The organism is Streptomyces sp. NBC_00631 (assembly GCF_045206895.1).
Lineage (GTDB): Bacteria > Actinomycetota > Actinomycetes > Streptomycetales > Streptomycetaceae > Streptomyces.
This window is the reverse complement of record NZ_CP107734.1, coordinates 8,673,608-8,699,562: the sequence shown is the minus strand read 5'-3', so window position 1 is coordinate 8,699,562 and position 25,955 is coordinate 8,673,608. Positions and strand designations below refer to the sequence as shown.

The following is a 25,955-nucleotide window of genomic DNA, read 5'->3' as shown; positions in this document are numbered from 1 at the left end:
ATCGCCGTCCTCGTCCGGCGACACGAGACCGGTCAGCGACTGTCATCCGCTGTCGGGACTTCGAGCGACAGGGACCACGCGATGCAGCGGCGGCTCGTGACCGCCAACGTCGTGGGCCGCCAGCCGAGCGGCTCGTGTGCGAGCCGCCTGGTCACCGTGTCACGCACGGTCCCCTCGCCACCGCAGCGGCTGCACCACTGGTCGGGTTCGAGGCCCGACAGGCGAGCACGGCCCGGTCGGCTGCGAGACGCTGGCCGGTCACCTCGAGTCCGAGCTCATCGAGACGGCAGAACGTGGTCGGATCAGCGCGCGTGAACCCATGATCGGGGCGCGCCGCGACGGTAGCGTCGGGCATGTCGAGAGCGTCCAGACGGGCAGTGTGAGAACGACCATCCTCGGGAGACCTCGACGACTATCCCGTCACCGACGCGCCGGTCCCAGCGGCGAGGACCACACTCTCATCTGTGAAGAGCCCCTTTCGGCATCAAGCCGCGTGGTTCCGTCCTCATGGGCGGGGATTGGCTGCCAGCCGATGACCCGGGTGCCTCGTGCTTCATCTCCAGTCCCGCGACCGCCGGAAGTGCCGCCTTCCACGGTTGCCTGAAGATGCCCACCAGGGATGACACTCGCGATAAGTTCAACGTCTCCGAAGCCGACCAATCGATGAGCCAGCGACAGTGTCTTGACTTGTCGAATCCCGGAGTCCCGTAACTGACGTGGACCATTTTCGCGAAGGCGACGTCTTCCGCGATCAGCGGCTCGCGGACCCGCCGAACGGGAGAAACCGGCAGCGGCCCCGTCGCACGGTGTGAAAGCCCTCGCCCGCGTAGGCCCCGAACCGGTTGCCCCATTCACCGTCTCGCCGGGTCTGACCGGGCCGCGCCTGACCGGACCACACCGTGCGGGTCGGCCGGCCCGCTTGCTAACGGGCGACGTAGCCGCCGTCCACCGGCAGCGCGACGCCGACGACGAAGCCGGCGCCGGGGCTGCACAGCCACAGGACGGCTTGGGCAATCTCCTCGGTGGTGCCGAGGCGGTTGATGGGCTGGTTGGCTTCGGCCTCGGCGCGGTCGAGTTCCCCCTTGGCGATCATGTCGCTGACCATGGGTGTGTCGATGGTGCCGGGGCAGACGGCGTTGATCCGGATGCCGCGCGGGGCGTATTCAAGGGCGGCGCTGGTGGTCAGGCCGATGACCCCGTGCTTGGAGGCGTGGTAGGAGGCGCGTCCTGGCAGGCCGACCAGACCCCCGAGCGAAGAGCAGTTCACGATGGCGCCGCTGCCCTGCGTGCGCATGTGCCGCAGCTCGTGCTTCATGCAGGCCCACACACCGCGCAGGTTGGTAGCGTTGACGCGGTCGAACCGTTCGGCGGGCTCGTCGGCGGCGTCGCTCGGCGGGATCTGGATGCCGGCGTTGTTGTAGGCCATGTCCAGGCGGCCGAAGGTCTCCACGGTGTGGTCGACCGCGGCGGCGACCTGGTCCTCGTCGGTTACGTCGCAGGGCAGGCCGAGAACCCGGTGCCCGGCTGCGGCGAGTTCGTCTGTCGCTGTCTTCAGCGCGTCCACGTCGAGGTCGGTGAGGGCGACCGCGGCACCTGAGGTGGCGAAGGCGCGGGCCGCGGCCAGGCCCATTCCGGAGGCGGCTCCGGTGACGAGGGCGACCTGGCCGGTGAAGTCGTAAGTGGGGTTCATCGGGGGCTCCTTGCAGGGTGAATTGCAGGTCGAGCGGTCTGGCCGCTGAACGACGAGTGCCCACCTGGTGGTGAAGACGGCGTCGTAGCAGCAGCCGGAGCACGGCGGTCGTGATCCCTTCGGGTTTGCCGAGGCGGCCGGGCTGGTCAGCGATGAGTCCTCCGCGTCAACGAGGCAGCAAGCAGGCCCAACGGCACCAGGGCGGCCAGAGCGGGGACGAACCCGGCCAGGGAGGTGGGGGTCAGCGCCGGCACGGCACCGGTGCGGTGGTGCCTGCGTCTGCGGAGGCCGGGGCGGTGCCCTGGATCACCATCCGTGCCGGGTTGCGGGCGCCGCTGAGGGCCAGGGCGATGAGCGGCACAAGGGTGAGGGCGGCGGAGACGGTGCCGACCAGGGGCGGGCCGGTCAGGCCGAGGGAGGTGTCCAGGGCCTGGCCTGCCAGGGCTGAGCCGACGGCGATGCCGGTGTTGTAGGCGGAGGTGGTCAGCGCCGAGGTGAGGGTGGGGGCGTCGCCTGCGAAGCGGACGGCGAGCGACGTGACGACGGGGTTGACGGTGAACCCGGCCAGGGCCATGAGGAAGACCAGGGCGACGGCGGTGACGGGGCCGGTCGACAGCGGGATCAGCAGGAGCAGTGCCAGGGCGGTGATCGCCGCGGCGGTGATGGTGGTGAGCACCGGGCGGTGGTCGCCGAGCCGGCCGCCGATGGCGGTGCCGCCCAGGGCGCCGAGGCCGAATACCATGAGGACGAGCGGGACGGCGCCTGCCGGGATGCCGGCGCGGTCGGTCAGCAGCGGGGTGATGTAGCTGTAGGTGGCCAGGACGCCGCCCATGATCAGGACGGCGGCGGCCAGGGCCAGCCACAGCCGCCCCTGCCGCAGGGCACGGACCTCGGCCCGTACCGACACCTCGGCCCGCTGTTCCGTCCGGGGAATGAACCGGCCGACGAACACGGCGGCCAGGGTGGCGAGGACGGCCAGTGCCCAGTAGGGGCCGCGCCAGCCGGTGTAGTGGCCGACGAAGGAGCCGATCGGCACGCCGACGACGTTGGCCAGGGTCAGGCCGCCCATCATGACGCCGACGGCCCGGGTGGCCCGCGCGGGCCCCGCGGTGGCGGTGGCGATGACGAACCCGACGGCCCAGAACGCGCCGGTGGCCAGCGCGGTCACGAACCGAGCGGCCAGGACGACTGCGAAGGAGGAGCTCACGGCCGCGACGACGTGCCCGAGAGCGAAGACCGCCAGGGCCAGGACGAGGGTCAGGCGCCTGGGCAGACGCAGTGTGACCAGCGCCATGGTCGGCCCGCCGACGATCATGCCGACGGCGAAGGCGGTGATCAGCAGACCGGCATGGGAGACGCCGACGCCGAGGTCACCGGCGATCTGCGGAAGGAGCCCGGCGACGACGAACTCGGTGGTGCCCATCAGGAACGTGCCGGCGGCGAGCACCCAGACGACGAAGGGCAGCTTGCCCGTGGGGGTGTCGACTGCGGAAGGCATGCAGATACTTCTCTTCCTCTCAGGTGTCAAGATCAGGAGTCGGCTTCGATGGTGATGCGGTCGGCGCCGCCGAGCTGATCGGCGCTGACGTCGAGGTGGCCGAGGATGAGCAGGCCGGCGGAGGCGGCCGGCCCGTTGCGGTAGAAGAGGGCCAGGTTGCCCCACGGCGCGTAGTAGGCGATGTCGCCGACCTTGGCCGCGGCCGGTGCGGGAGCACCGGAGGTGTCCAGCTTGCGCGGCAGGTCGGCGATCCGCTCCGTGCCGTGGAAGTCCTGCAGGTCCAGGGTGAGCGGGAGCAGCCTGGCGAAGTCGCGGGCGGCGGGGCTGTCGTTCAAGGTGGCATCGACGCGGCGGCCGTCGAGGGTGACCCGGATGTTCATGGCGGTGCTCCTGTCGGAGAGGGACAGTGCGGCGGAGGGTGCCGCCTCATGCCGCCCCGGGGAGGAAGAGGCGGGAGACGGCGTGGCCTGAGGTGAGCCGCTGGAGCAGGCGCTCACGGCCAGCAGCACAGTGGCCGCTGGAGCGACGCGGACCAGTCGGCGGCGGATGGCGGAGTTCATACGAGTCTCCGGTGTCGTTACGTCGGCATGGGCTGGGAGTAGTGCCGGAAGGCGCCGCGCTCGGCGTGGAGGGCGTACAGACGCTCGGCCAGGGCCGCGGGGCTGGAGTGCTCGGAGTCGGGCCTGATCGCCCCGGGGACGATCAGCTGCGCCACGTGGATGTTCTCTCCGGCGAGGGCGTCGTGGAGCATCGCCGCGTAGGCGCTCCCGGCGGCGAACGCGATCGAGGTGCCCGCGCGCTCGGGATGCGGGCGTACGGCGCTGCCGCCGTTGACGAACAGCACCGTGCCCCGGCCCAGGTTCCGCATGCCGGGAAGGGCCGCGTTCACCGCCGTGACCGGGCCCTTGACGGAGAAGGCCAGCGGGTCGTCGAGGTCGGTGGCGGCGGTGTCGAGGACCGGCTTCATGAAGTCGCCGCGGGGCACCGGGCTGTACTGGAGGATCTCGACGGGCCCCAGCGTGTCCGCGGCCGCGTACAGGGCCGCGGTGAGGGAGGCGGGATCGAGGACGTCGGCGGCGAAACCGCGTGCCTTGATGCCGTCGCGCGCCAGCTCGGCCGCGAGGCCGTCCAGGCGTTCGGTGCTGCGCGCGATCAGGGCGACGGTGTGGCCGGCGGTGCCGAAGCGGCGGGCTGCGGCCAGACCGAGGCCGGGGCCGGCGCCGATGAGGGCGAAGGTGGTCACGGTGAGTCCTTGAAAGGGGGGCGGTCCTGTCTTGCGGGCCCGGAGGAAGAGGGGCCGGTCCTGCTGTTGCGGGCCCGGACGGGTTCACCGTCCAAGCCGGCGCGTTCAGGGCAGGACGTGCGTGGTCACGGCTTGAGCAGGGCCTTGATGGCGCGGCGTTCGTCCATGGCCCTGTAGCCCTCGGCGACCTGGTCCAGGGGCAGGGTGAGGTCGAAGACCTTCCCCGGGTTGATGCGGCCGTCCAGGACCCGCTGGATGAGGTCGGGCAGGTAGCCGCGCACGGGGGCGGGCCCGCCGCGCAGGCCGACGTGGGAGAAGAACAGCTCCTGGCCGTCGATCTCCACGCCGTGCGGGACGCCGACGAAGCCGACGTTGCCGCCCGGGCGGGTGGAGTGCAGCGCCTGCCGCATGGCCTCGGGGGTGCCGACGCACTCCAGCACGCTGTCGGCGCCGACGCCGCCGGTCAGGTCCTTGATGCGGGCGACGCCTTCCTCGCCGCGTTCAGTGACGATGTCGGTGGCACCGAACTCCCGGGCCAGCTTCTGCCGGGACTCGTGGCGGCTCATGGCGATGATCCGCTCGGCACCCATCTCCTTGGCGGCGATGACGCCGCACAGGCCGACCGCGCCGTCGCCGACGACCACGGCGGTGGAGCCGGGCTTGACCTCGGCGGCCTGGGCCGCGTACCAGCCGGTGCCCATGACGTCGGACAGGGTGAGCAGGCTGGGCAGGAGCTCCTCGGCGGGCGTCTCGTCGGTGGCGACGAGGGTGCCCTGGGCGTTGGGGATGCGGACGTAGTCGGCCTGGCAGGTGGACATGAACTCGCGGTGCACGCAGCTGGACTGGTAGCCCGCCCGGCAGTTCGGACAGGTGTTGTCGGAGGTGGCGAAGGATCCGATGACGAACTGGCCCGGCTTGACGTGGGTGACCTCGGCTCCGACCTCCTCGACGATGCCGACGTACTCGTGGCCCATCGGATGGGGCTCGTCGACGGGCTCCGCACCTCGGTAGGGCCACAGGTCCGAGCCGCACACGCAGGTGACGACGGTGCGGATGATGGCGTCGGTGGGGTGGGTGATCCTCGGGTCGTCCAGCTCTTCGAAGCGGATGTCGCCGGGGGCGTGGATGACTGCTCCGCGCATGATGGTCTTTCCTTCGCTGCCGGGAGTGACTGTCGGCCGGCCTCGGACGGCAGACGGGTGACGTGCTTCGTCCGGGTGCCTGGCATCGAGAGTCACACGCGTGGGTGGGTGCGAAAAGCGGAGAAATCCATCCGGGGAGAGCCGCATCCTGGGAGGAAACTCTCCCCCCTTGCTGAGGTGCGATCGGTGTCATCCTGGGCAGCATGACCAGCAACGCACCTCTCAACGAGCTGGGCGAATTTCTCAAGAAGCGCCGGTCCGAACTGAGCCCGCGCACGGTCGGGCTGCCGGAGACGGGCGGTCCCCGCCGGGTCGCCGGGCTGCGCCGGGAGGAGGTCGCCCGGCTGGCCTCGATCAGCACCGACTACTACACCCGGCTGGAGCAGGGACGCATGCAGGCGTCCGCCCCCGTGCTCGACACCCTTGCAGGGGTGCTGCACCTGGACGACGACGAGCGGGGCTACCTCTTCCGGCTCGCGGGCAAGCCCACCACCCACACGCGGCGTCGTGGCCGGCAGACGGTCCAGCCGCAGTTGCAGCGCGTCCTCGACGACCTCACCGCCACGCCGGCCATCGTGCAGGGCCGGCGCGGGGACGTCCTTGCCTGGAACACGCTGGCCTCCGCGATGGTCACCGACTTCGCCGCCCTTCCGGAGAAGCACCGCAACTATCCGCGGCTCATTTTCGTCGAGCCGGCCATGCGCACCTTGTACGCGGACTGGGAGAACGCGGCGCGCACCGCCGTGGCGCAATTGCGCATGGAGGCCGCCAACTATCCCGAGGACTCCCGGCTGAGCACGCTGGTCGGTGAACTCTCCACGCGGGACCAGCAGTTCGCCCGGTGGTGGGGAGATCACCGGGTGGCCGCCCGGACCGTCGGCACGAAGACCCTCAACCATCCGGTCGTGGGCGAACTGGTCCTCGACTGGGACACCTACACCGCCAACACGGATCCCGACCAGCACCTGACCGTCTGGACGGCCGAGCCCGGCTCCCCCACCCACGAACGGCTGCGGATCCTCGCCTCCTGGGCCGCCGACCAGCACCTGGCCCCCTCCTCCGCCCTCGCCTGAGCGTCGGGCGGCCGAACAGCGCCTACAGCCAGGCGCCGCCGTCCGTGGCCGCGTCTGCTCAGACGACGGTCCGCGGCGCGGGCGCCCGGTCACGGTGGATCGGACCGGACAGCCCGGACAAGGGGCGACCGGTGGCGTGGTTTCCGGCGGCGATGATCTCCGCGGTGATGGAGACCGCCGTCTCCTCGGGGGTACGGGCACCGAGGTCGAGGCCGATCGGGGAGCGCAGCCGACTCAGTCGCTCCTGCGGCACGCCTGCCTCGGTCAGCAGGCGCATCCGCTCCTCGTGGGTGCGCCGGGAGCCCATCGCTCCCACATAGCTCACCGGCAGGGTCAGAGCGTGGCGCAACAGCGGGATGTCGAACTTGGCGTCGTGGGTGAGGACGCAGACAGCCGTCCGGGCGTCTTGTTCTTGCTGGCCATCGGGCATGCTTTTTTGTCTTCTAACGTGGTGCCAGGTGCGTAGTGACCGCTCGTGCGACCGCGTCGCGCACCTCGGTGTGGGTTGGGGTCGACAGGCCGCGTTCGGCGGAGAGTTCGGCCAGGGAGGTCATCCGGACGCCGGGCAGGGCACAGGCGGTGAAGGCGGTGTAGACGCTCAGGTCGGGGTCGATGTTGAGGGCGAAGCCGTGGCTGGAGACGCTCCCGCTGATGCGCATGCCGATCGAGGCGAGTTTGCGGTGATCGGGGGTCCACACGCCCACCAGGCTCTGCGACCCCGGCGGCGTCTCACGGCGAATCGCCGGGAAACCGAGGGTGTCCAGTGCGTCGATCAGCGCCTGCTCGACACGGCGGATCAGACCACGGGGACCGAACTCCCGCACGTTGAGCACGAGGTAGCCGATGAGCTGGCCGGGACCGTGATAGGTGGCATGGCCGCCGCGGTCAGTCTGCACCAGGGCGATGGCTGAGTCCGCGTCGGGCAGTTGGTCGTTCGGCGTACGGGCGGTGTAGGTGATCACCGCAGGGTGCGTGAGCAGGAAGAGGCGGTTGGCCGCGAGGCCCTGTTTGCGCTCCTCGACCCAGCGGACCATGTCCGCCTGCGCCGCCGCGTAGGGTACTTCTCCCAAGTCGACGCGCTCCAACCGACAGTGTGGAGTTTGTTCCTCCACGGGTCCTGGCAACCTCATCGCTCGCCTCCTCACTCATGACCACAATTCATTACAGTCCGTGCGCAACCGCGTACCGACCGTGGCACCAGTACGTGATCAGTCGGCCACAGCCACTCCGCACGAGCGCCTTGCCCACAGCGTTGCTCCGCACCGCGCACTGCCCGTTCGCCGTCTCCTCCAGCGGTGAGCGGCGGAGCGGAAGGCCGGCTTCCTCTCTGGGCCGTTCAGTGGCTCAGAGCAGCCGCCAGTTCCTGGATGCGCGGATGGTTCTCCAGCGCCCACCGCACGGTCTTCGGCGGGCGCCCGAGCAGGGTTTCCATCTGGCCGGTGACGCCGCGGTACCCTCCGCCGCCGATCAGCCGGGTCAAGGTCCTCATAGTTGTTTGAAAATCACCGGCAGCCATGGGGAGCGATGACCTCACCCGGGAGTCCGGCGGAGAGACCGAGGAGCGCCCTCTCGTAGGCCCGGCGCCGCCGGGATGCCCAGCCAGCGGCATTACAGGCCCACCCGGGGCGCGAGCCACCGCTGCAGGGATCGGTTCACCGGTTTTCCACCGCGACAGGTAACTGATCAGTGAAGCAGCCGTGCGTCCCAGACCGTTGTCCAGTCCGCACGCGGTCAATGGGCAGGACATGTGCGGTCAGGCCGGCCGGCGCATCAACGTGTCGGCGCCCTGCATGAGCGACCAGGGCGCGGTGATGCCGAGCTCGGTCGCACCGCCGCGCGTCCACAGCCCGTCGTCCGGATCCGACCACGTGATCAACGGCGCGGTCGCCTTCAGCTCCGGCGGCTTCGACAGCGCACCCATCCACTGGGTGTTGCCGAAGCAACTGCCGCCGATCATGCCGACGGAGTCGTTGGAGCCGGGCAGAGCGGCGGCCCACCGTACGGTGTCGTCACCATCGCTCTCCTCGTACGCCCACGGCTCCCACTCCCCCTCTGAGGCGAACCGGCCGGGGGTGTCCTGGGTCACGACCATGAAGCCGCGCCTGGCCGCAGCCAACGGATCGAGCATCATGGCCGCCATGGGCGACTGCTTGCCCTACGGCAGCCGGCCCAGCAGCACCGGCCACGGTCCGCTGCCGCCGGGCCGGTAGACATCCGCGCGCAGCACCATGCCGTCACGCATGCTGGCCGGTACGTCGAATTCGATCCGGACCTGCGCCATGTGCCGCTCCCTGGGCGTCTTGGTCTCGTGGGTGCGCTTGGGGCGGGCAGATGTCAGCCGGCCAGCTGGTTGAGCTTGCGGATCTGCTTGTCGAAGATCCCGGCAGGAGCGAGGCGGCGCAGGGTGCTGGCGCGTCCGGCCAGGGGACCGGCGGTGTAGCGCAGCTTCGGCTTCGGGTCGGTCGCTGCCGCGACGATCACCTTTGCGACGGCGGCGGGGTCGTCGCCGTCCTTGATCGCTGCCTCCATCATGCGGTCGAAGGCGCGCCGCTGGTTCGCGTAGATCTGCAGGGGCATGTCGGGTCGCGGGCTGTTGGCCTCGAATCCGGTGTTGGTGTAGGCGGGTTGGACGAGCAGCGCCCGTACGCCGTACTCACGGATCTCATGGTCCAGGGACTCCGTGTACCCCTCGATCGCATGCTTGGAGGCGGAGTAGACGGCCATGTAGGGCGAGGGGAGGAAGCCGACCACGGAGGAGAGGTTGATGATGCGACCGCGCCTCCTGGCGCGCATGTGGGGCAGTACTTCCTTCACCATGCGCATCACGCCGAAGACGTTGACGTCGAAGACGACCTGGGCCTGGGCGAGGGAGTTCTCCTCTGCAGCACCCATCAAGCCCGTACCGGCGTTGTTGACCAGGATGTCGATCTGCCCGAACTGATCGATCACCTGCTGGACCACGGCGGTGGCCGACGCGCCGCCGGTCACGTCGAGGTCGAGGAGGGTGACGCCGTCGGGCGGGGTGGCGCGGGATGTGTCGCGGCTTGTGCCGACCACGTCGAATCCCGCTTGGACCAGCGCGAGCGAGGCCGCCTTCCCGATGCCGGACGACGCGCCCGTCACGAGTGCCACCGGCCGATGTGTGCCCATCATGGACTCCCGGACTCATTGAGAAACCGATCGGTTTCGCTCACCGTAAACCGATCGGTTTACGCGCGCAAGTCCCAGGGTGCTTTTCCGTCCGGGCCTGCCAGAACGGCCGCATGGGGAGGAGAGGATCAGTGCGCGGGAGAGACGTGAGAGCGTCATCCGTGCGGCGATCGACGAGTTCGCACTCCAGGGCTACGGCACCTCCACCGAGGCGATCGCCAGGCGTGTCGGGGTCACGCAGCCGTGCCTCTTCCGGCTCTTTCCCGGCAAGAAGGCGATCTTCGCCGCCGCCTTGACGCGGAGCATGGAGGACACCCGTCCGGCTTTCGAGCGGGCGGCCGACGGGGCGGAGGGCGGCGAGGACGCCCTCCACGCCATGGCGAGCGCTTACACGCGGCTGCTCTCGGCACACCCGGAAACACTTCTGATGCAGATGCAGGGTTACGCCCTCGTGGCAGCGGCTGAGGCGCAGGACGATGACCGTATTGGCGAACGCGTCCGGGCCGGCTGGACGAGGCTCTGGGAGACTGTGCGCCTGTCGCTGGGTGGCGGTGAGGGCGAGGTCGCGGCCTTCCTCGCGCGCGGCACGCTGATCAATACCCTTACAGCCATCGGGCTTCCCTCCGACCGCCGGGAAGCGGGGCCGTGAAGCCAGCGGAGCCGCTCAGGGCGCCGATGCCGGGCGCCAACCCGGAGGGCGCCTCGCTCACCGGGCCCCGTCGACAAGCGGTGCGTCAGCCCATCCCTGCCGCATCGAGCAGGGTGACCACCGTGGGAGCGATGAACCCTGTGAGCTTGTCGACTCCGATCCCAGCGCGGGCGCTGGCGCCGTCGAAGACGAGGCTGAGCTGCCGAGCCAGCAGGTCTGGGTCGCTCGCGCCGCCCTGTTCGGCCTCGGCGCGGAAGAAGCCCGTCAAGTTCCCCTTGACCCGGCGGGCCACCTGGCTCGCGGGGTGGCTCTGGTCCTTGAGCTCGATCTGCACAGCCAGGTACCGGCAGCCCCGGAACTCCGGCGCGCCGGCCTGCCGTTCCACCTGCTCGAAGACGTGCAGGATCCGCTCGCGGGGTGAACGGCCATCGTCCGCCGCGGGCAGAAGCGTGGCGACGAAGGCGGAAACGCGTTGCTCCAGGCTCGCCGCCAGCAGCTCGTCCTTGCTCTCGAACAGCTGGTACATGGACCGCTTCGACACCCCCGCCGCCTTGCACAGCGCCTCGATGCCGATGCCGACGCCATCGCGGTAGGTGAGCGTGGCCGCCGCCTCCAGCAGCCGTTCTCGGGGGCTTTGCTTCACTTCAGTGCCCATACCGTGAGGGTAACTCGTTTCGGGCAAAATATAAACCGATCGGTTTCCTGCTGTTGGTCGTGGGGCACTGCCTGCGCATCCGGGCGACACCCCGGAGGACGGGAAGAGGCTCGGCGACGGCCTCGGGCAACTTTCCCTTGCCGATTCACCTCCTTCTCGCCCATCGCCTTCCAGCCGATCCGGTCCCCGCTCGCAGTGGAGTTCTTGATCGACTCGGTGACCTGCGCGCCCAGGTAGACCTGCCGACCGCCGACGGATGCTCCCTTGTCGACGTTGACCAGGCCGACGGGCAGCACGAAGCCGCCCGACTTCAGGTGGACGGCATTGCGGTGCAGGCCCATCACACCGAGCCCCGCGGCCGCCGCGACCGTCGCGTGCGCCACCACCCAGCGGACTGCACTTCGCCGCCGCGAGCGATGGTCATCCGATGCCCCCAGCAGGTCCAGGCTTCTCGGTCGCCTACGCGATGAGAAACCGATCAGCTTCACCAAGGTAAACCGATCAGTTTTTGTCGCAAGACCAGCGGCCCAGGCCCCCCTGGGGCCCACCCCCTCCGTCCGGCCCCGCATCAGGAGGTGAATTTTGCCCTCACCGGCACCGGCCGCAGTGGCCCCATGCCGGTCGACTCGGACAGGCCGGCGCACTGCTGTCATGTGTGCGGTACGGCGCACAGGGCCGACGCCGCCCTGCCGCTCCTCACTCACTCCGGCGACGACTCGACCCGAGTGCACGCGCGGCGATCGTGACGACGATGGTTCGCGTCCTCCTGGGCCAGTCGCCGTAGAAGTCGGACCACCGGCTCGAACAGCACAGTGAGGACCACAGCTCGCTCGGCGAGGGCGATGCGGTCTTCGATTCCGTCGAGCTGCGCGAAATCCAGGTCTGCGGTGGATGTGGCGAGCCGTGCGTAGGGGAGGAGGTCGCCGGCTGTGTAGTCGGCACCAACCTGCCCCAGGGCGGCGAGACTTGCCGCGAGCGCCGGGCGATGCGGTGACTCGTCGGAGATCTGCCAGCCCATGCTCTCGATGAGAGCCTCGACCCTCGCCGCGGCCACTTCGCCCGACACCGCCTCGTCAGCAGTGACATCCGGCCCGGCATCACCCTTGCCGCCCCTCCCGTCACCGTCCGCGGAGGGTACGGGCAGTGCGTGATGGACGACGCCCAGGGTCTCGAACGCATCCAGCGGACGGTCGACGGCATCGAGCACTTCGCGGGTACGAGCCACGGACAGCCCGCCGAGCTGGATGAGGGAGCGGATCAGGCGGAGTCGCTGGACGTGTTCCTCGCCGTACTCGACCGCCGTCGGGTTCAGTGCGCGGCCCTCGGGGAGCAGTCCTTCCCGCCGGTAGTACTTGATGGTCGCCACCGGCACCCCGGACCGGCGACTGAGCTCTGAAATCCTCATCTGCTCCCTCACGCTCAACCGTCCCGTCCAGTATCGCGTTACCGGGGGTTGCCCAGCCGACTCGATAGTGCCACTATCGGGTACTCGGCAGTAACACTATCGAGTGCTTTTTCGGCATGCCCGCTTTCCCCGGCGCGCGTGGACAACACGCCCCTGCGGAAGCCCCGGGCACCGCCACGGCCGTACCCAGCCGTCGTTCTTCCCCAGCCCGGACCCGGGCCAGGCAGCCCCGGTCCGTGATCTCGTACGCCACGACAACGGAGGACCGCGTCATGTCCCAGCGAATCGGCAAGACCCACTGGAAGCGTTTTGCCGTCGGCGCGGTGCCGACGGTGGCCGCCACGGCGGCTGTCGGCATCTCCATGGCCCAGGGTGCGCTGGCCGCTTCGTTCAGCATCTCCGGCTCCGAGTTCCAGGTCTCGGCCGGTTCCCTGAGCGGTACCGGATTCGGCAACTACGCCACGGTGGACGTCGCCAAGAACGGCAAGCACGTGCCCGTCTCCGTCTCGTCCATCAAGGACGCGACGGTCACCGATATGTGCCAGTCCGTCCCGGTGAACATCCCTGTGCTCGGGACCTACACGATGACGCTCAAGGCCGGCGGGTCGGGAACACCGGTCAAGGCCAAGAACCTGTACATCGACATGACCGACCTCCAGGCCAAGTCCGGCACCTTCACCAACGTCGACATCGGCGTCGCCACCGGTTCCATGACCAAGGGCCAGGTCAACCCCAAGGACCGCGTCGACCCCAACGGCTATGCCCAGCAGGCCGACTCGGTCAAGATCCTCGATGCCCACCAGAAGGTCTGGGCCACGACTGCGGGAACGTTCGAACTGGCGGGACTGCACATGAACATCGCGGCCGGCCGCCACGACTGCTTCTGACCTCGCTTGCGCCTTGTCGTCTCAGCGCGGAAGCGGCCTACGACGGCCCGGCGGCCCTCCACCTCCCCCGCGGACACCCTCACCCACTCACGACCTGGGAGCTGCCATATGACGAGCACCAGTGCACCCGCACATCCCCACATTGACAGGGGCCTCACCCGCGCCCGCCGGGATTTCCGGGCCTGGCGGCGCACGCGTCCCTTCTGGGCGGGCCTGCTGGTGCTCCTGGCTGCCGCACCCATCATCTACTTCCCGTACTTCAACCTTTCCCTGGGCGGCTTGTCCGTGGCGATGTCCACGACTGCGGGGGCGGGATCGCTGGTCATCGGCCTGACGTTGATCGTCCTTGGCGCACTCCTCTGGTTCCAGCCGATCATCAGAATCCTCGCCGGCTGCGTCGCGGTCTTCCTCGGCGTGCTGTCCCTTCCCATCTCGAACTTCGGCGGATTCCTCGCCGGCACGCTGCTCGCGGCCACTGGCGGACTCCTCGCCTTGGCGTGGGGGCCGGTGGACGCGCATCCGGCGGACAAGGCTGAAAGCACCGAAGGGCCGTCACCCACCGTCGGTCCGGAGGGAGGCCCGGGAAATGAATGACCAGTCACCCGACACACGGGGCCCGGCCGGAGAACCCCGCTTCGCCAGGCCACCGAGAGGCCGGCACGCCATCCCCCGCGCCTCCGCGCTGACGCGCCTGCGTCTGCCCGTGGGAAAGGCCCTCGCGCTGACCGCCCTCCCGACTGCGCTGGTCTTCGGGAGCCAACGCCTGCCCCAGGTCGCCGATACAGGCGCCACCGCAGCTCTCTCCGCTCCCGAAGAGCGGCCGGGCGGACAAACCAGCAGGGTCGACTGCGCCCGCCCCGACGACACACCCACCCCTGCCAAACCGGCTCCCACAAGCCCCACTCCGTCCGCCAATCTCAGCACGTCCAGTGCCCAACCGAGCGGTGAGCCCGCCAAGCGGCCGGAGCACACGGCAGACGCGGGAACGGCGCGCACTCCGGCACCGACCACCGCCCACTCCCCCGCGCCGAGCGCAGCTTCCTCCGCCAGCCTTGCCGACCTCCTGGACCCCCTCCTCCACGACAGCACATACCAGCAAACGGCCTCGCCCCAGGTGAGTCCCTCGCCGAGCCCAGACACTCCGACGCCAAAGGCCACAGCACCATTCGACCCATGGCCGCCCAGGCCGCACGCCTCACCTGCACCCAGCCACCGGAGCGCGGAGACATCGCCCCAACCGGAGTCCGCCCAGGGAACCGCCCGTACCTGCGACCTCAGCGATCTCAAGGCCCCCGAGGACAAGCGGGCCGGCCGATTCTCCGCAGAGCCCTGGAACATGAAGGGGAGCCGCCTCGAACTGCACGACCTCGTCTTCCACGGCGTGGTGACCGTGGACACGGCCGCCGGACCCAAGCGGGTGCTCAAGTTCTCCGCCACGGCTGTCACGATCCGCAAACTGAGAATGGCGGTGCCCGTCGGCCCGCAGATCCAGCACATCGACGGAGCGCCCGGCTCCACGTCCACGCTCCAGGGCGACAACATCACCATGTATGTCGAACGTCTGACCGGCACCCTCTCCGGCGTCGAGAACATTCCCACGCCGCCCGTCCTCCGCCTGAACCTCACCCCAGACACCGTGCCGGAGTGGCTCTACGACACGATCGGGAAGCTCGAACTCAAGCTCCAACTCAGCCTGAGCGACGCCGACATCGACCAGGCCGGACAGACGGGCGGAAAGCTCACCATCCCGGGGATTCACGGGTACGGAACGCCACGCTGAAGCCGGTCGAAGGCGGCTGGTCGTGTGGAGCCTGGTTGCTGCGCTCAACAACGGTACTGGCGCCCCGCGTTCGCCGGCTTCCGCGGGTGCCGAAACCCCACGACGTTACAAGCTGCCCGCGTCGTTCGTGCAGAACCAGCTGGTCACCAAGGCCGACTACGTCAAGGCGCCGACCGAGGACAAGGGCCAGTTCCTGCCGGAGGGCATCATGCCGGCCGGCGGCCCGAAGACCGCGCCGGCCACCGAGAAGCTGGTCGGGAACATGACCGGATCCGTGGACCTGAGCGAGACGTTCACCAACGAGTTCGCCCTCGCCGCCAACGAGAAGGAGGGCCTCACCACCACGACGACCCCGGCCGGCACCGACGGCTGAGTGCCGGGGAGCCATGACCGAGGGGGCCGCCCCGACGCGCCGACGCGGTGGGGTGGCCCCTCGCGGCCCCCTCGGCTCAGGCGCACATCCCCGCCGCGAGGACGGCCCCGGGTGGTGTCCGGGGCCTGCGCGCTGGGGGCGATGAGGTCGCCGCGGGAGATGTCCAGGTCGTCGGCGAGCAGCACGGTGACGGACTGCGGGGCCCAGGCCATGTCCACGGGCTTGCCGAGGGCGTCGATGGCGGTGATGGTGCTGGTGAGTCCGGACGGCAGGACGGTGACCCGGTCGCCAGCAGCTCCCGTACTACGAGGCGCTGCACCGGCACCGCCTGTCCGTGCGCCCGTGAGGGGGACGTTGACACTCATGCATGAGTCATGCATGGTGGATTTCATGGGTATGGACTCCATGGCCGGAGACGGCCGGACGGGGAACCTGCTGGGTGCCCTGGTCACCGCGCTGGGTGACGCGCAGCGGACGGCGAGCGAGGGCGCGTCGGGGCAGAGCGGGGCCACCCCGGCCGCCCTCACTTACCTGTTGCAGGAGCCCGGCGCCGGCATCGACCAGATCTCCGGCCCGCTCGGCCTGACCCAGTCCGCCGCCACCCGGCTGGTGGACCGGCTGGAGCGCGACGGCAAGGCGCGACGGGAGCCGGGCGCCACCGGCAGGAAGGTGTCCGTCTTCCTCACTCCGGAGGGCACACGTGAGGCCGAGCGGCTGCTGGAGCTGCGGCGCAGTCTCATGAGCGACGCGATGTCCGTGCTCCGGCCGGACGAGAGAACCGTACTGACCGGCTTCCTCGGGCGGATGCTGGCCCATCTGACCACCGACGCCGCTCACGGACAGCGCATCTGCCGCATGTGCGCCCTGGACGAGTGCCCCAAGCAGTCGTGCCCGGTCGACACCGCGGCCGCCGCCCGGACGAAAGGACCCTCATGAACAGGACCTTCCGGCTGCGGCCGGGCCACAGCAGGTTACGGACAGGCGCCGTGGTCGGGCTGCTGCTCGTCACCGCCGTCTGGGGCGCCACGTTCCTGGTCGTCAAGGACGCCACCGTCGGTATGCCCGTCTTCTCCTTCCTGACCTGGCGGTTCGCCATAGCCGCCGTGGTGATGGCCGCGATCCGCCCGTCGGTCGTCCGCCGTGTCGACCGCGGCACACTGGGGCGCGGAGCGGCGGCCGGTTTCCTGCTGGGCATGGCGTTCATCCTGCAGACCCTGGGCCTGCAGCACACGTCGGCGGCCGTCAGCGGGTTCCTCACCGGCCTCTTCGTCGTCCTCACCCCGCTCCTGGCCTGGCTGCTGTTCCGCCAGCGCCTCTCCCCGCTCGCGTGGACGGCGGCACTGACCGCGACCGCCGGCCTGGCGCTCATCACGCTCAGCGGTGTCTCGTTCGGTTCGGGGGAGGCGCTCACCCTGCTGTGTGCCGTCTGCTTCGCGCTGCATCTGCTGGCATTGGGACGCTGGTCCCCGGGACGGGACGCCTACGCGCTCACCGTGGTCCAACTGGCCACCGCCGCGCTGATGTGCCTGATCGGCACCGTCCCGCACGGTGTGCGGATCCCGCACGACGCCGGCGCCTGGACGGCGGTCCTGGTCACGGCGGTGCTGGCCTCGGCCTTCGCCTACATGGTGCAGACCTGGGCGCAGAAGCATGTGACGGCGACCCAGGCCGCGGTGATCCTCACCATGGAACCGGTCTTCGCGGGCCTGTTCGCCGTGCTCGCCGGCGGCGAGCGCCTCACACTCTCCACCCTGGCCGGCGGCGCCCTCGTGGTGACGGCGATGTTCCTGGTCGAGGTCCCCGGCTCGACGTCCGGGACCTCCGCGGCCGACGAGCCGTCAGCCGGATCCGGCGCGGCACGTCCGCAGGGCGGGGAGGCTCAGAGCAACCCGCAACTGTGGGCGAAGGAGACGGCCTGAGCCCGGTCGCGCACATTGAGCTTGTGCCTCAGCCGGTAGATGTGCGTACGTACGGTCGCCGCGCCGATGACGAGTTTCGACGCTATCTCGTCTATCGGCAGCCCCTCACCCACGAGCACGAGGATCTCCCGTTCGCGCGGGGTCAGTGACTCGACCTGCGGGTCGAGGACCGGATCCGGCCCGAACTCCTGGTTCCTGAACCAGCTGACCAGTTTCCCGGTCACTTGGGGAGCGAGCATGACCTCACCCCGCGCCGCCGCCCTGACCGCGGTGAGAAGCTGTTCACGCCCCGTCTCCTTTTCGAGGAGAGTCATCGTCCCGGCCCGTAACAGGGTCTCTATGGTCCGGTCCGTCATTTCGCTCGTGAATACGACGATCCCGGTCGACCGATCACGTTCCTGCGTATTCTCCTTGATCACCCGGTGGACGAAATCAATCCCGTCCATTCCCGCCGGGTTGAGGTCGGTTATCAGAACGTCGGGCTGTAATTTACGGACCATGACGAGGCATTCGACAGCGTACCTGTGACTGAAACGCTCGTCACGTCCGGCGCTGAGGAAAGGAGCGACTTGAGGCCGTCCCGAACCACTGGGACAGAATCGCACACGAGCACCTTCAGTGCCACTTCTCCGCACCTCCCGAAATGATTTGTCAACGAGCGCATGAGTCAAAGTTACACGACCGCAATCAGGTGCATGTAAAGGCGTACCCCCGGCACCACCCGTGTCACCCCCGCTGAATTGCCGCGTTTGCGCGGAAGCGCAATGGCAATCCCGAAACACCGATCACCCCGCCGGCCATTGCGGACGGCCGCCGAATCTCTGGTTCCCCCTTGCCACCAGGGCACGCCACCCGTTCCCCGCACCACAGCTTTTCGGCCATCGAAAGATCGAAAAGGACTGTCTCTCGTGATGCGGTCATCCAGGCGGGTAGTCATGCCCACATGCCTTTACCTCGCTTATCTCGCTTGCCTCGCTCAAGGCGATCACGTGGAGCACGTCGACCGGGCCGGCCAGGTCCGGGAAGCAGACGCCTCACCGCACCCGGCCGACGGCAGCTGACCGTGGCGGCGTTCCCGCTCACCGACTCCGCCGCCCTCTACCTGGCCCGGGACCGCGGGCTGTTCGCCAAGGAGGGCCTGGACGTGCGCAGCCGGCCCGTGCAGCAGAGCGTCCAGGCGCTGCCCGGGCTGCTCAAGGGCCAGGTGGACGTCGTCGCGAGCGCGAACTACGTCACCTGCCTCCAGGCGTACGAGAAGGGCACCCTGGACCTGTGCATCCTCGCCGAGGGCGGGCGGATCGCCCGGCACATGACGGACGTCCTGGTAGCCAAGGACTCCGCCCTGAAGTCGCCCGCGGACCTCGCCGGCAAGTAGGTCGCCGTCGCCGTCCTGAACAACATCCAGTCCCTGACCCTGAACGCGATCCTCGACGCCCAGCACACCGGACGGCCCGTCTACCGGCAGATCCTCTTGCCGCAGATGGTCCCCGCTCTGCAGAGGGGCCAGGTGGACGCCGCACCCGCGGTCGAGCCCTTCGGCGCGGCCATCCAGGGCGAAACTGGGCGCGGGGGTGCTGCTCGACGGGGGTTCGGGCCCGGCGAGGGGCCCGCCCGCCACCGGGGTGCTGTACCGGCTGTGGGTCGAGGCCGGACGGCCACGTGGTATCCGCGACGTGGCCGCGGAAGCCGAAGCCGACCACTGACCCGCCAAGGAACGGTGCCGATGTGCCCACCGTTCCGCCCGCTCTACCATGCAGCCCCTCCGGCCACTCCACACAACAGTCATGGGCAGCTGCCACGGGAGCCCCGCGCTGGTGGAAGGGGCAGGCCGCCCTCTTGGGCGGCGGGCAGGCGCCAGCGTCGGGCCGCGGCCTGTGCTGCTGGCGTCAGTCCTCTCGCCGAGACGGCCCGGCAGTGAAAGACCACGGTTGATACGTCATCGTGGTCCCACGTCGGGGCGTTCCGGGGCTGATCTCCGGTGAGCCAGGGTGGCAAAGCGCCGGTGCTCGCTCGTCCACTGGTCGGTGACGCTGAGGGCGAGGTCCTCGGCAACCCGGTGGAGCGCTTGTCGTCCGAGCCGCGCCCAGGGGAAAAGTGGCCCGCTGCGGCCATGAAGGTCCTCGAACCGGGCTGTGCAGAGCTCTTCGACGTCGTGGGGGTCGAGCTCGATGACAAGGCGCCCCAGGGGCGCGATGAGCCCGCGACAGCGGTACAGCAGACCGCGAGGGTTGCCTCCGATGCCGATGTTGCCGTCGATGAGCAGGATGGTCTGCCAGCCTCTCTCGGTCGGCAGCCGGTCGAACACCGAACGGCAGAGTGCGAGCCCGCCCAGAGCGGTGGTCAGGGCGACCGCGCGGGGCGCGATGTCGATCCCGAGAGCGAAGACCCCCCGGCTCAGGAGTTCCCTGCACAGCCGGCCCGGCCCGCAGCCGACATCGAGCACGGGGCCGACGCAGTGTTCCAGGACCGTCTCGTCGGCCACGGTGGGCCGCTCGTGCCAGCGGTGGACCGGCATCCGGATCCGGCGCCCGTCGGCCAACCGCAGATAGACCGGGCCGCGGCCGGGCCGCAGAGCCAACGCGAAGGGATCCTCGCCGGCTCCGTACAGCTCGTCCTTGTCGGTCGTCACGATGTGGTGCCATCGCCGGTGTCGAGCCGGCTCTCGTCGCCGCGGCCGGCCCGCCGTACGCGGCGGAGTCTGAGCGCGAAGGCCACCGCGGAGGCGGCGAAGAGCACGCCGGTGACAGCCAGCCACCGGCCCAGGTACACGCTGTCGGACAGCCCCGTGTCACCGGGGTAGGGGACCGCGAGACGGAAGACGAGGGGGAACCAGACCAGCAGGAGCAGACCCGACAGGAAGGCAGGAACGCGCAGGTAGTTGATCCACGGCACCGCCGGGCCGTCCGTGGCCCGGTGCCGCAGCACGGAGAGGGCCGACAGATCGGCCAGCGAGTACAGGGGCAGCAGGATCAGGTCGTGGAGGACCGCCGCGCCGACGAACCAGATCGCCACCTCCGGCGGGCGGACGGCGAACAGGCGCACCATGGCGTAGCCGGTGAGGGCGAACGAGGCGATCAGGACGAGAAGGTGCAGGGGTCCGGAGCCGTACCAGCGGAGGGATCGTGCCATGGTCACGCCCTGAAGGTGAGCCGGTGGACCCATTTGGTGTTGTTCACGCCGGGGTTGGCCGGGACGATGGTGCGGGCCGGGTAGCCGTGGTCGAGTGAGAGGTCCGCGCCGTTGACGCGGAGGGCGAGCAGTGCTCGGGGGTCGTGGATCTGGTTGCCCCCCAGCACCACCCTGGTGAACGGGCCGGGCGGTTGGAGGGATTCGACCAGGACGCTTCCGGCGCCGGGCATGCCGGCCATGGCGGCGAGGTCGGCCAGCCGGAGGCCGCTCCAGTGCTGGTCGTCGGTGGACCATCCCTCCACGCAGGCGATCGGCAGGGCGGCGGTGTGCTGGGGCATCGTCAGGAGTTGCTCGCGGGTGAATGTCCGTACCGGTCCCCGGCCGTGGATCTCCAGCCGCCAGTCGGGGCCGACGAACTCGGGGAGGACGCCGACGGCTGCCGCCGTCTTGTTGATCTGGAAGCCGTTCGGGCCCTCGCCCGGATCGCGGTTGTGCGGTGCGAGGAGCGCGGTGCCGCGCAGCCGGCCGCCGATGCTCTGGCCGGCGGTCACGACGAGGAGGAGCAGCGATCCCGCGCCCACCATGCCCACCGCGCCGCGGCGGGTCATGGTGGGCGGAGCAGGGGCCGCGGCCACCAGACCGTCGGGGTCGGGCGGTTCGGGCAGGGTGTGGGCGAGGTCGGTGCGCAGTTCGGCGCCCAGGCCGCGAGAGCGCAGGGCGCGGGTCATCCGGCCCAGCCTGAGGCACACGTGGACCACGAAGGCGGCGATGAACACCCAGGCGCCGTAGAAGTGCAGGCGGTAGAACGAGCCCGGAAAGACGTAGTAGAGCTGGATGTTGAGGATGCCGGTGACGAACTCGAAGATGACCCCGCCGACCAGCATCAGCAGGGACAGCCGCTCCAGCCCGTGGGCGACGGAGCGCACCGGAAGCCACTCGAACAGCTTGGGGATCACCGACCACAACTTGGCCAGCAGCACCGGGACGAGGATCACGCCCAGCGTCACGTGCACGCCCTGGTTGAGCCGGTACAGCCAGTACGGGTGCGTCGGCCAGCTGAAGAGGTAGAAACCCAGCACCCCCTTGTCGGGGGTCTCGTCGTTGTGGGGACTCAGCCCGGGGTTGTACGAGGCGTAGGACAGCAGCCCGGTCACGAACAGCAGCGGGATACCGACCAGCAGCACCAGGCCGAACACGGAGGTCAGCCAGGGCCCGCGGATCGGACTGCGCCAGAAGCCGGGACGGAACGGACCAGGAGGCGGGGGCGTCTGTCCGATGCGCCGCGCCCCCGCCCGGGTGCGCGCGGTCGCGGCCGCCGCCGCGGCCTCCACGCGCTCACGCCACACCCGCGTGCGCTCTCCGTCCTTTCCCCGGCGTTGCGGCCCACCGGAGGGAGCCGGCCCCGACGGCCGTCCGCCACTTGTCATCGGCCGTCTCCTCCGGTCGCCGACCAGCCCCACCACGGGGCGACGCCTCGACCCGTGCCTGACGGACGAGACATTCGCAAGCTGGGACAAGCCAGGGCGGGCTGTCGGCCATGCGGTGCATGCGGGTGTCCGTCACCAGCCGAACGGTCGAACAACTGCTTCACGTGGTCCGCCAGACTCCGCGCCCCGCTCATGATGGAAGGGTGCGACGCCTCGACGCACGGCACAGCGCCCCCGACCGACCCGGCCGCGCCACGCTGACCGGACAGGTCGGCTGGTTCGCCGTGATCGGTGTCGCCTCCACAGCCGGTCAGGCCCTGCTGTACTGGGTGCTGCGCCACTGGTCGCCTCCTCTCGTGGCCGATCTGGCCTCCCTCGGCGTCGTCACCGTCCTCAACACCGAGGCGAACCGGCGACTGACCTTCCGTGGCTCTCCGGTTCGTGCCGCCCGGGCTCATCTCGCGGCAGGCGTCCTGTTCGTCCTGGCGTACGTGGTCACCTCCGGGGCACTCCTGCTCTTCCTCCACTACCGGCCCACCGCCTCGCCTGCACAGGAGGCCCTGGTGCTGGTACCGGGCTTCGCCCTGGTGACGGTGGTGCGCTTCACCCTGCTGCGGCTTGTCGTCTTCGGCGGCCACGGCCGCTGAGTCGACCCCACCGACCTGCCCGGCACACCGTCCCGACAGCGATCACGTGCATCTCTAGCGGTGCTCGGGGTTCTCGTAGTCGCGGCGGCAGCCGGCGTCCCAGGCGGTGCGCTGGTTGCCGTAGGCGGGGATGCCACCGAGGTCCTTCAGCGCCCGGGCCAGGTGCAGCAGGTTCCAGGTCATGAAGGTGGTGTTGCGGTTGGTGAAGTCGTTCTCCGGGCCGCCCGAACCGACGTCGAGGTAGGAGGGGCCAGGGCCCGCCTCGCCGATCCATCCGGCGTCCGCCTGCGGCGGGATGGTGTAGCCAAGGTGCTGCAGGCTGTAGAGGACGTTCATGGCGCAGTGCTTCACGCCGTCCTCGTTGCCGGTGATCAGGCAACCTCCGACGCGGCCGTAATAGGCGTACTGACCGGCTTCGTTGAGGAGGCTGGAGCAGGCGTAGAGGCGTTCGATCACCTGCTTCGTCACGGAGCTGTTGTCGCCCAGCCAGATGGGACCGGCCAGTACGAGGATGTCGGCCGCCAAGACCTGCTGGTACAACTCCGGCCAGGCGTCCGTCTCCCAGCCGTGCTCCCTCATGTCGGGCCACACCCCGGTCGCGATGTCGTGGTCCACCGCCCTTACGACGTCGACGCGCACTCCTTGCGCGTCCATGACGGCGGTACTGCGGTCGATCAGCCCCTGGGTGTTGCTCGTCTCCGGCGAGCGTTTGAGGGTGCAGTTGATCACCAGGGCCCGCAGGTCGTCGTACCGGGCCGGCGGTGCGTCGGTGGCGGGCGACGAAGCAGTCACGCGATCCTCCCAGAAGCGCTGCCGCCGCACGGCGCACGGCGGTGTACCCGGGTCCAGCGTGCCTGCCGCCACCGGCAGCCGCCACCACAGCTCATCCGAATGGCTCGGGCGAGCTCGGGACTTCGGTGCCCATGGCTGCCCCGGTCGGCGGCCGCCGAGTGGCCGGGGCAGGTCGGCGTACCTACTTTCGTCTCATGGGCACCGAAGGCGCGACCGGGTCGCGGAACACGGCAGTCGTGGAGGACGTCGCGCATCTGTTGGTGCGTTGTCTGCAGGCCGAGGGCGTGGAGTACGTCTTCGGGATCCCCGGTGAGGAGAACATCCGCTTCGTCGACGCCCTGAACGGCTCCGGGATCCGGTATGTCCTGGTGCGGCACGAGCAGGCCGCCTCTTTCATGGCCGAGATCTACGGACGGCTGACCGGCCGGGCCGGGGTGTGTTCGGCCACACTGGGCCCCGGCGCGATCAATCTGCTGCTCGGCACCGCGGACGCGACGACCAACAGCGCGCCGCTGGTGGCCCTGGCCGCCCAGGGCTCTCTGCGCCGTATCCACAAGGAGTCGCACCAGGTCATCGACCTGGTGTCGATGTTCGCTCCCGTCACCCGGTGGGCGGCCCGTATCGAGTGTCCGGACGCGGTGCCCGAGATGACGCGCACGGCGTTCAAGACCGCGCAGAGCGAGCGGCCCGGCGCCGTGTTCCTGGCGGTGCCGGAGGACATCGAGGCCGAACGTCCCGCCGAGCCGCTCGCCCCCCTGCAGATCGACGCGGTGCGGGCGGACGCGGCGTCACCCTCCCAGATCGCACGAGCCGCCGAAGTACTCACCGCAGCGCGTCACCCTGTCGTGCTGGCAGGCCACGGCGCCGCCAGGGCCGGAGCCTCGGCCGCCCTGGTGCGGTTCGCCGAACGGCTGAACCTTCCGGTCGCGACCACCTTCCACGGCAAGGGCGTCTTCCCCGACGACCACCCGAACGCCCTCGGCGCGGTCGGCTTCATGCGCCACGACTACGGCAACTTCGGCTTCGACACCGCCGACGTACTGGTCTGCGTGGGCTACGAGATCCAGGAGTTCGACCCCGCCAAGATCAACCCGAACGGCGACAAACGCATCGTGCACGTGCATCGTTTCCCCGCCGAGGTCGACGCCCACTACCCGGTCACCGTGGGCGTCGAGGGCGACCTCTCGCAGGTGCTCGACGCACTCGCGGCGGCACTGCCCGACGGCCTCACCTACGACTCGGCGGGCAGCGCGAAGATCCGTACGCTGCTCGACGAAGAACTCCAGTACGGACGGGACAACGACGCGTTCCCCCTGGTGCCGCAACGCGTGGTGTCCGACGTCCGCACCGCGCTGGACCGCCGGGACATCGTGCTCGCCGACACCGGCGCCGGAAAGATGTGGATGTCCCGTCTCTACCCCACCTACGAACCGGACACCTGCCTGGTCTCCAACGGCCTGTCCACCATGGGCTTCGCGTTGCCGGGCGCCATCGCCGCCAAACTGGCCCGGCCGGACCGACGCGTCCTGGCCATGATGGGCGACGGCTCCTTCCTGATGAACTCCCAGGAACTGGAGACCGCCGTCCGCGAACACATCCCCCTGGTCGTCCTCGTCCTCGTGGACGAGGAATACGGCCTGATCACCTGGAAGATGGAACTCGAACTCGGCCGCCACAGCCACACCCGGTTCACCAACCCGGACCTGGTCGCCTACGCCGAGAGCTTCGGCGCACGCGGCTACCGGGTCGAGTCCGCCGACCAGCTGCTGCCCACACTGCGCCGCGCCCTCGACGACGACACAGTCTCCGTGATCGCTTGTGCCGTCGACTACTCCGAGAATCTGCGGCTGACCGACAGACTGGGCAACCTCCACGGCCCGTTCTGACACGAGACCACGTGCAGTCGTCACCCTTGGTCGTCTTGCCACTGATTCTGGCAGGTCCATTCAGCCAACTGACTGCCCTGGACCGGCGCTCCGCAGCGGATCCGACGGTCGGCCGGGAGACCGAGAGGACCTTGGCTTCGGCCCGGCCATGGATGGGGGTCGACGGCGATGGACGCAAGAAGTGTTTCGCCACGCTGGAAAGCGTCGTGGCCAACCGGCGCACGTTGATCATGAAGGCTGAGGCGGCTGGCTGGCCTCCTTCGTCATCATTGAGGCCGACCGAGGCTCACTCGATGGCCAGGAGGCGATCGGCGACGCGACTCGATCGGGTGGAGGCGGGCCTTGGCCAGCAGGTCGAGTCCCATGGAGCGGCGGGCCTCGGTCCACTCGCCGTTCTGCTCGGCGAGGACGGCGCCGACCAGGCGGATCACGGCGGTACGGTCGGGGAAGACGGCGTACGTCGCCACCTGGCGAGGCGGGCGTGACCAAGCCGGTCAACGCTCCGTAGAAGTCTGAGGCGGCCGAGGAGGAAGGGCCGGCTGTGCCTCTGCCCTGGTCCCGCCGGGCCCAGGCTCGTGGCACCGGCAGGGGAGGCCGTCATGCACTACGG

Annotated in this window: 30 protein-coding genes and 3 pseudogenes; 11 read left to right on the top strand and 22 right to left on the bottom strand. The window is 69.7% G+C overall.

From position 1 onward, the window contains the following. Positions 1 to 86: 86 nt before the first annotated feature. The 6 genes and pseudogenes from OHB00_RS39810 to OHB00_RS39785 form a co-directional block, all read right to left on the bottom strand. Positions 87 to 355 (bottom strand): annotated as a pseudogene (locus OHB00_RS39810) (ISL3 family transposase); the annotation flags it as partial. Positions 356 to 922: 567 nt separating this feature from the next. Beyond that, on the bottom strand, positions 923 to 1,690 hold the full coding sequence (locus OHB00_RS39805; RefSeq protein ID WP_406442356.1) for an SDR family NAD(P)-dependent oxidoreductase: 768 nt from the start codon (positions 1,688 to 1,690) through the stop codon (positions 923 to 925). A gap of 241 nt (positions 1,691 to 1,931) precedes the next feature. Next, entirely contained in the window at positions 1,932 to 3,188 is a 1,257-nt protein-coding gene (locus OHB00_RS39800; RefSeq protein ID WP_406442354.1) for an MFS transporter, read from the bottom strand. A gap of 32 nt (positions 3,189 to 3,220) precedes the next feature. Continuing rightward, complete coding sequence (locus OHB00_RS39795; RefSeq protein WP_406442352.1) at positions 3,221 to 3,748, bottom strand: cyclophilin-like fold protein; 528 nt, start codon at positions 3,746 to 3,748, stop codon at positions 3,221 to 3,223. A 17-nt stretch (positions 3,749 to 3,765) separates the two neighbouring features. Beyond that, complete coding sequence (locus tag OHB00_RS39790; protein WP_406442350.1) at positions 3,766 to 4,431, bottom strand: SDR family NAD(P)-dependent oxidoreductase; 666 nt, start codon at positions 4,429 to 4,431, stop codon at positions 3,766 to 3,768. Between the two features lie 125 nt (positions 4,432 to 4,556). Further along, positions 4,557 to 5,573, bottom strand: a complete 1,017-nt coding sequence (locus OHB00_RS39785) for a zinc-dependent alcohol dehydrogenase family protein (protein ID WP_406442349.1) — start codon at positions 5,571 to 5,573, stop codon at positions 4,557 to 4,559. A 203-nt stretch (positions 5,574 to 5,776) separates the two neighbouring features. On the opposite strand from OHB00_RS39785, the gene OHB00_RS39780 reads away from it, so the two are divergent. Then, positions 5,777 to 6,646 (top strand): helix-turn-helix domain-containing protein, encoded by an 870-nt coding sequence (locus OHB00_RS39780; protein ID WP_406442348.1) that lies wholly within the window; start codon positions 5,777 to 5,779, stop codon positions 6,644 to 6,646. A gap of 58 nt (positions 6,647 to 6,704) precedes the next feature. On the opposite strand, the pseudogene OHB00_RS39775 reads toward OHB00_RS39780, so the two are convergent. The 6 genes and pseudogenes from OHB00_RS39775 to OHB00_RS39750 form a co-directional block, all read right to left on the bottom strand. After that, positions 6,705 to 7,103, bottom strand: a pseudogene (locus OHB00_RS39775) (XdhC family protein); the annotation flags it as partial. Next, the gene (lipB, locus tag OHB00_RS39770; RefSeq protein WP_406442346.1) at positions 7,090 to 7,716 is read right to left on the bottom strand and encodes a lipoyl(octanoyl) transferase LipB; all 627 of its coding nucleotides are present in this window, start codon (positions 7,714 to 7,716) and stop codon (positions 7,090 to 7,092) included. The gene lipB and the pseudogene OHB00_RS39775, both read right to left, overlap by 14 nt. Positions 7,717 to 7,982: 266 nt before the next feature. Then, positions 7,983 to 8,135, bottom strand: a complete 153-nt coding sequence (locus OHB00_RS39765; protein ID WP_406442345.1) for a hypothetical protein — start codon at positions 8,133 to 8,135, stop codon at positions 7,983 to 7,985. A gap of 264 nt (positions 8,136 to 8,399) precedes the next feature. Then, positions 8,400 to 8,786, bottom strand: coding sequence for a CocE/NonD family hydrolase (locus tag OHB00_RS39760; protein WP_406442344.1), 387 nt, complete (start codon positions 8,784 to 8,786; stop codon positions 8,400 to 8,402). Positions 8,787 to 8,801: 15 nt separating this feature from the next. Continuing rightward, complete coding sequence (locus OHB00_RS39755) at positions 8,802 to 8,927, bottom strand: hypothetical protein (protein WP_406442343.1); 126 nt, start codon at positions 8,925 to 8,927, stop codon at positions 8,802 to 8,804. Positions 8,928 to 8,980: 53 nt separating this feature from the next. Further along, the gene (locus OHB00_RS39750; protein ID WP_406446180.1) at positions 8,981 to 9,796 is read right to left on the bottom strand and encodes an oxidoreductase; all 816 of its coding nucleotides are present in this window, start codon (positions 9,794 to 9,796) and stop codon (positions 8,981 to 8,983) included. 79 nt (positions 9,797 to 9,875) lie between these two features. On the opposite strand from OHB00_RS39750, the gene OHB00_RS39745 reads away from it, so the two are divergent. Further along, complete coding sequence (locus OHB00_RS39745) at positions 9,876 to 10,445, top strand: TetR/AcrR family transcriptional regulator (protein ID WP_406442341.1); 570 nt, start codon at positions 9,876 to 9,878, stop codon at positions 10,443 to 10,445. Between the two features lie 85 nt (positions 10,446 to 10,530). Here OHB00_RS39745 and OHB00_RS39740 read toward each other — a convergent pair whose 3' ends face one another. The 3 genes from OHB00_RS39740 to OHB00_RS39730 form a co-directional block, all read right to left on the bottom strand. Further along, entirely contained in the window at positions 10,531 to 11,100 is a 570-nt protein-coding gene (locus tag OHB00_RS39740; protein WP_406442339.1) for a TetR/AcrR family transcriptional regulator, read from the bottom strand. Next, positions 11,085 to 11,486, bottom strand: coding sequence for a hypothetical protein (locus tag OHB00_RS39735; RefSeq protein WP_406442337.1), 402 nt, complete (start codon positions 11,484 to 11,486; stop codon positions 11,085 to 11,087). Before OHB00_RS39735 ends, OHB00_RS39740 begins: the two co-directional genes overlap by 16 nt. Positions 11,487 to 11,800: 314 nt before the next feature. After that, positions 11,801 to 12,505, bottom strand: a complete 705-nt coding sequence (locus OHB00_RS39730; protein ID WP_406446178.1) for a MerR family transcriptional regulator — start codon at positions 12,503 to 12,505, stop codon at positions 11,801 to 11,803. A 272-nt stretch (positions 12,506 to 12,777) separates the two neighbouring features. Between OHB00_RS39730 and OHB00_RS39725 the strand changes: the two genes are divergently transcribed. The 4 genes from OHB00_RS39725 (at position 12,778) to OHB00_RS39710 (ending at position 15,545) form a co-directional block, all read left to right on the top strand. Then, entirely contained in the window at positions 12,778 to 13,392 is a 615-nt protein-coding gene (locus tag OHB00_RS39725; protein WP_406442336.1) for a DUF6230 family protein, read from the top strand. A gap of 108 nt (positions 13,393 to 13,500) precedes the next feature. Further along, positions 13,501 to 13,986, top strand: a complete 486-nt coding sequence (locus OHB00_RS39720) for a DUF6114 domain-containing protein (RefSeq protein WP_406442334.1) — start codon at positions 13,501 to 13,503, stop codon at positions 13,984 to 13,986. Positions 13,987 to 14,728: 742 nt separating this feature from the next. Then, positions 14,729 to 15,172, top strand: a complete 444-nt coding sequence (locus OHB00_RS39715) for a hypothetical protein (RefSeq protein WP_406442332.1) — start codon at positions 14,729 to 14,731, stop codon at positions 15,170 to 15,172. Between the two features lie 127 nt (positions 15,173 to 15,299). After that, on the top strand, positions 15,300 to 15,545 hold the full coding sequence (locus tag OHB00_RS39710) for a hypothetical protein (RefSeq protein ID WP_406446386.1): 246 nt from the start codon (positions 15,300 to 15,302) through the stop codon (positions 15,543 to 15,545). Positions 15,546 to 15,652: 107 nt separating this feature from the next. Here OHB00_RS39710 and OHB00_RS39705 read toward each other — a convergent pair. Beyond that, positions 15,653 to 15,874: pseudogene (locus tag OHB00_RS39705) on the bottom strand (hypothetical protein); the annotation flags it as partial. 61 nt (positions 15,875 to 15,935) lie between these two features. Between OHB00_RS39705 and OHB00_RS39700 the strand changes: the two are divergent. Both OHB00_RS39700 and OHB00_RS39695 read left to right on the top strand, forming a co-directional pair. After that, positions 15,936 to 16,481, top strand: a complete 546-nt coding sequence (locus OHB00_RS39700; RefSeq protein WP_406442331.1) for a MarR family winged helix-turn-helix transcriptional regulator — start codon at positions 15,936 to 15,938, stop codon at positions 16,479 to 16,481. Beyond that, entirely contained in the window at positions 16,478 to 17,464 is a 987-nt protein-coding gene (locus OHB00_RS39695; protein WP_406442329.1) for a DMT family transporter, read from the top strand. The genes OHB00_RS39700 and OHB00_RS39695 overlap by 4 nt, the downstream gene beginning before the upstream one ends. On the opposite strand, the gene OHB00_RS39690 is transcribed toward OHB00_RS39695, so the two are convergent. Then, a complete protein-coding gene (locus OHB00_RS39690) occupies positions 17,425 to 18,069 on the bottom strand; it encodes a LuxR C-terminal-related transcriptional regulator (protein WP_406442327.1) in 645 nt (214 codons plus the stop codon). The genes OHB00_RS39695 and OHB00_RS39690 overlap by 40 nt on opposite strands. Positions 18,070 to 18,527: 458 nt before the next feature. Between OHB00_RS39690 and OHB00_RS39685 the strand changes: the two genes are divergently transcribed. After that, the gene (locus OHB00_RS39685) at positions 18,528 to 18,839 is read left to right on the top strand and encodes an ABC transporter substrate-binding protein (RefSeq protein WP_406442325.1); all 312 of its coding nucleotides are present in this window, start codon (positions 18,528 to 18,530) and stop codon (positions 18,837 to 18,839) included. A gap of 561 nt (positions 18,840 to 19,400) precedes the next feature. Here the strand turns inward: OHB00_RS39685 and OHB00_RS39680 are convergent. The 3 genes from OHB00_RS39680 to OHB00_RS39670 are packed head-to-tail and all read right to left on the bottom strand — an operon-like array spanning position 19,401 to position 22,020. After that, positions 19,401 to 20,093, bottom strand: coding sequence for a class I SAM-dependent methyltransferase (locus tag OHB00_RS39680; RefSeq protein ID WP_406442323.1), 693 nt, complete (start codon positions 20,091 to 20,093; stop codon positions 19,401 to 19,403). Next, positions 20,090 to 20,593, bottom strand: a complete 504-nt coding sequence (locus tag OHB00_RS39675) for a hypothetical protein (RefSeq protein ID WP_406442321.1) — start codon at positions 20,591 to 20,593, stop codon at positions 20,090 to 20,092. The genes OHB00_RS39680 and OHB00_RS39675 overlap by 4 nt, the downstream gene beginning before the upstream one ends. Positions 20,594 to 20,595: 2 nt before the next feature. Then, a complete protein-coding gene (locus tag OHB00_RS39670; protein WP_406442319.1) occupies positions 20,596 to 22,020 on the bottom strand; it encodes a molybdopterin-dependent oxidoreductase in 1,425 nt (474 codons plus the stop codon). A gap of 203 nt (positions 22,021 to 22,223) precedes the next feature. On the opposite strand from OHB00_RS39670, the gene OHB00_RS39665 reads away from it, so the two are divergent. Continuing rightward, on the top strand, positions 22,224 to 22,667 hold the full coding sequence (locus tag OHB00_RS39665; RefSeq protein ID WP_406442318.1) for a GtrA family protein: 444 nt from the start codon (positions 22,224 to 22,226) through the stop codon (positions 22,665 to 22,667). Positions 22,668 to 22,721: 54 nt separating this feature from the next. On the opposite strand, the gene OHB00_RS39660 is transcribed toward OHB00_RS39665, so the two are convergent. Beyond that, entirely contained in the window at positions 22,722 to 23,459 is a 738-nt protein-coding gene (locus OHB00_RS39660; protein WP_406442316.1) for a flavodoxin family protein, read from the bottom strand. 194 nt (positions 23,460 to 23,653) lie between these two features. Here OHB00_RS39660 and OHB00_RS39655 point away from each other — a divergent pair, with 194 nt between their 5' ends. Continuing rightward, positions 23,654 to 25,345 carry an acetolactate synthase large subunit gene (locus OHB00_RS39655; protein WP_406442314.1) on the top strand — a complete coding sequence of 564 codons (1,692 nt, stop codon included), beginning with the start codon at positions 23,654 to 23,656 and terminating at the stop codon, positions 25,343 to 25,345. A 266-nt stretch (positions 25,346 to 25,611) separates the two neighbouring features. Here OHB00_RS39655 and OHB00_RS39650 read toward each other — a convergent pair whose 3' ends face one another. Next, a complete protein-coding gene (locus OHB00_RS39650) occupies positions 25,612 to 25,812 on the bottom strand; it encodes a hypothetical protein (protein ID WP_406442312.1) in 201 nt (66 codons plus the stop codon). Positions 25,813 to 25,955: the final 143 nt, after the last annotated feature.

Coding starts and splice junctions, on each gene's coding strand:
- OHB00_RS39695 (WP_406442329.1), top strand. CDS start 16,478: ATGAACAGGACCTTCCGGCTGCGGCCGGGCCACAGCAGGTTACGGACA.
- OHB00_RS39750 (WP_406446180.1), bottom strand. CDS start 9,796: ATGGGCACACATCGGCCGGTGGCACTCGTGACGGGCGCGTCGTCCGGC.
- OHB00_RS39655 (WP_406442314.1), top strand. CDS start 23,654: ATGGGCACCGAAGGCGCGACCGGGTCGCGGAACACGGCAGTCGTGGAG.
- OHB00_RS39780 (WP_406442348.1), top strand. CDS start 5,777: ATGACCAGCAACGCACCTCTCAACGAGCTGGGCGAATTTCTCAAGAAG.
- OHB00_RS39720 (WP_406442334.1), top strand. CDS start 13,501: ATGACGAGCACCAGTGCACCCGCACATCCCCACATTGACAGGGGCCTC.
- OHB00_RS39765 (WP_406442345.1), bottom strand. CDS start 8,135: ATGAGGACCTTGACCCGGCTGATCGGCGGCGGAGGGTACCGCGGCGTC.
- OHB00_RS39675 (WP_406442321.1), bottom strand. CDS start 20,593: ATGGCACGATCCCTCCGCTGGTACGGCTCCGGACCCCTGCACCTTCTC.
- OHB00_RS39755 (WP_406442343.1), bottom strand. CDS start 8,927: ATGGCGCAGGTCCGGATCGAATTCGACGTACCGGCCAGCATGCGTGAC.
- OHB00_RS39760 (WP_406442344.1), bottom strand. CDS start 8,786: ATGGCGGCCATGATGCTCGATCCGTTGGCTGCGGCCAGGCGCGGCTTC.
- OHB00_RS39700 (WP_406442331.1), top strand. CDS start 15,936: ATGGGTATGGACTCCATGGCCGGAGACGGCCGGACGGGGAACCTGCTG.
- OHB00_RS39805 (WP_406442356.1), bottom strand. CDS start 1,690: ATGAACCCCACTTACGACTTCACCGGCCAGGTCGCCCTCGTCACCGGA.
- OHB00_RS39725 (WP_406442336.1), top strand. CDS start 12,778: ATGTCCCAGCGAATCGGCAAGACCCACTGGAAGCGTTTTGCCGTCGGC.
- OHB00_RS39785 (WP_406442349.1), bottom strand. CDS start 5,573: ATGCGCGGAGCAGTCATCCACGCCCCCGGCGACATCCGCTTCGAAGAG.
- OHB00_RS39670 (WP_406442319.1), bottom strand. CDS start 22,020: ATGACAAGTGGCGGACGGCCGTCGGGGCCGGCTCCCTCCGGTGGGCCG.
- OHB00_RS39800 (WP_406442354.1), bottom strand. CDS start 3,188: ATGCCTTCCGCAGTCGACACCCCCACGGGCAAGCTGCCCTTCGTCGTC.
- OHB00_RS39740 (WP_406442339.1), bottom strand. CDS start 11,100: ATGGGCACTGAAGTGAAGCAAAGCCCCCGAGAACGGCTGCTGGAGGCG.
- OHB00_RS39795 (WP_406442352.1), bottom strand. CDS start 3,748: ATGAACTCCGCCATCCGCCGCCGACTGGTCCGCGTCGCTCCAGCGGCC.
- OHB00_RS39730 (WP_406446178.1), bottom strand. CDS start 12,505: ATGAGGATTTCAGAGCTCAGTCGCCGGTCCGGGGTGCCGGTGGCGACC.
- OHB00_RS39715 (WP_406442332.1), top strand. CDS start 14,729: ATGAAGGGGAGCCGCCTCGAACTGCACGACCTCGTCTTCCACGGCGTG.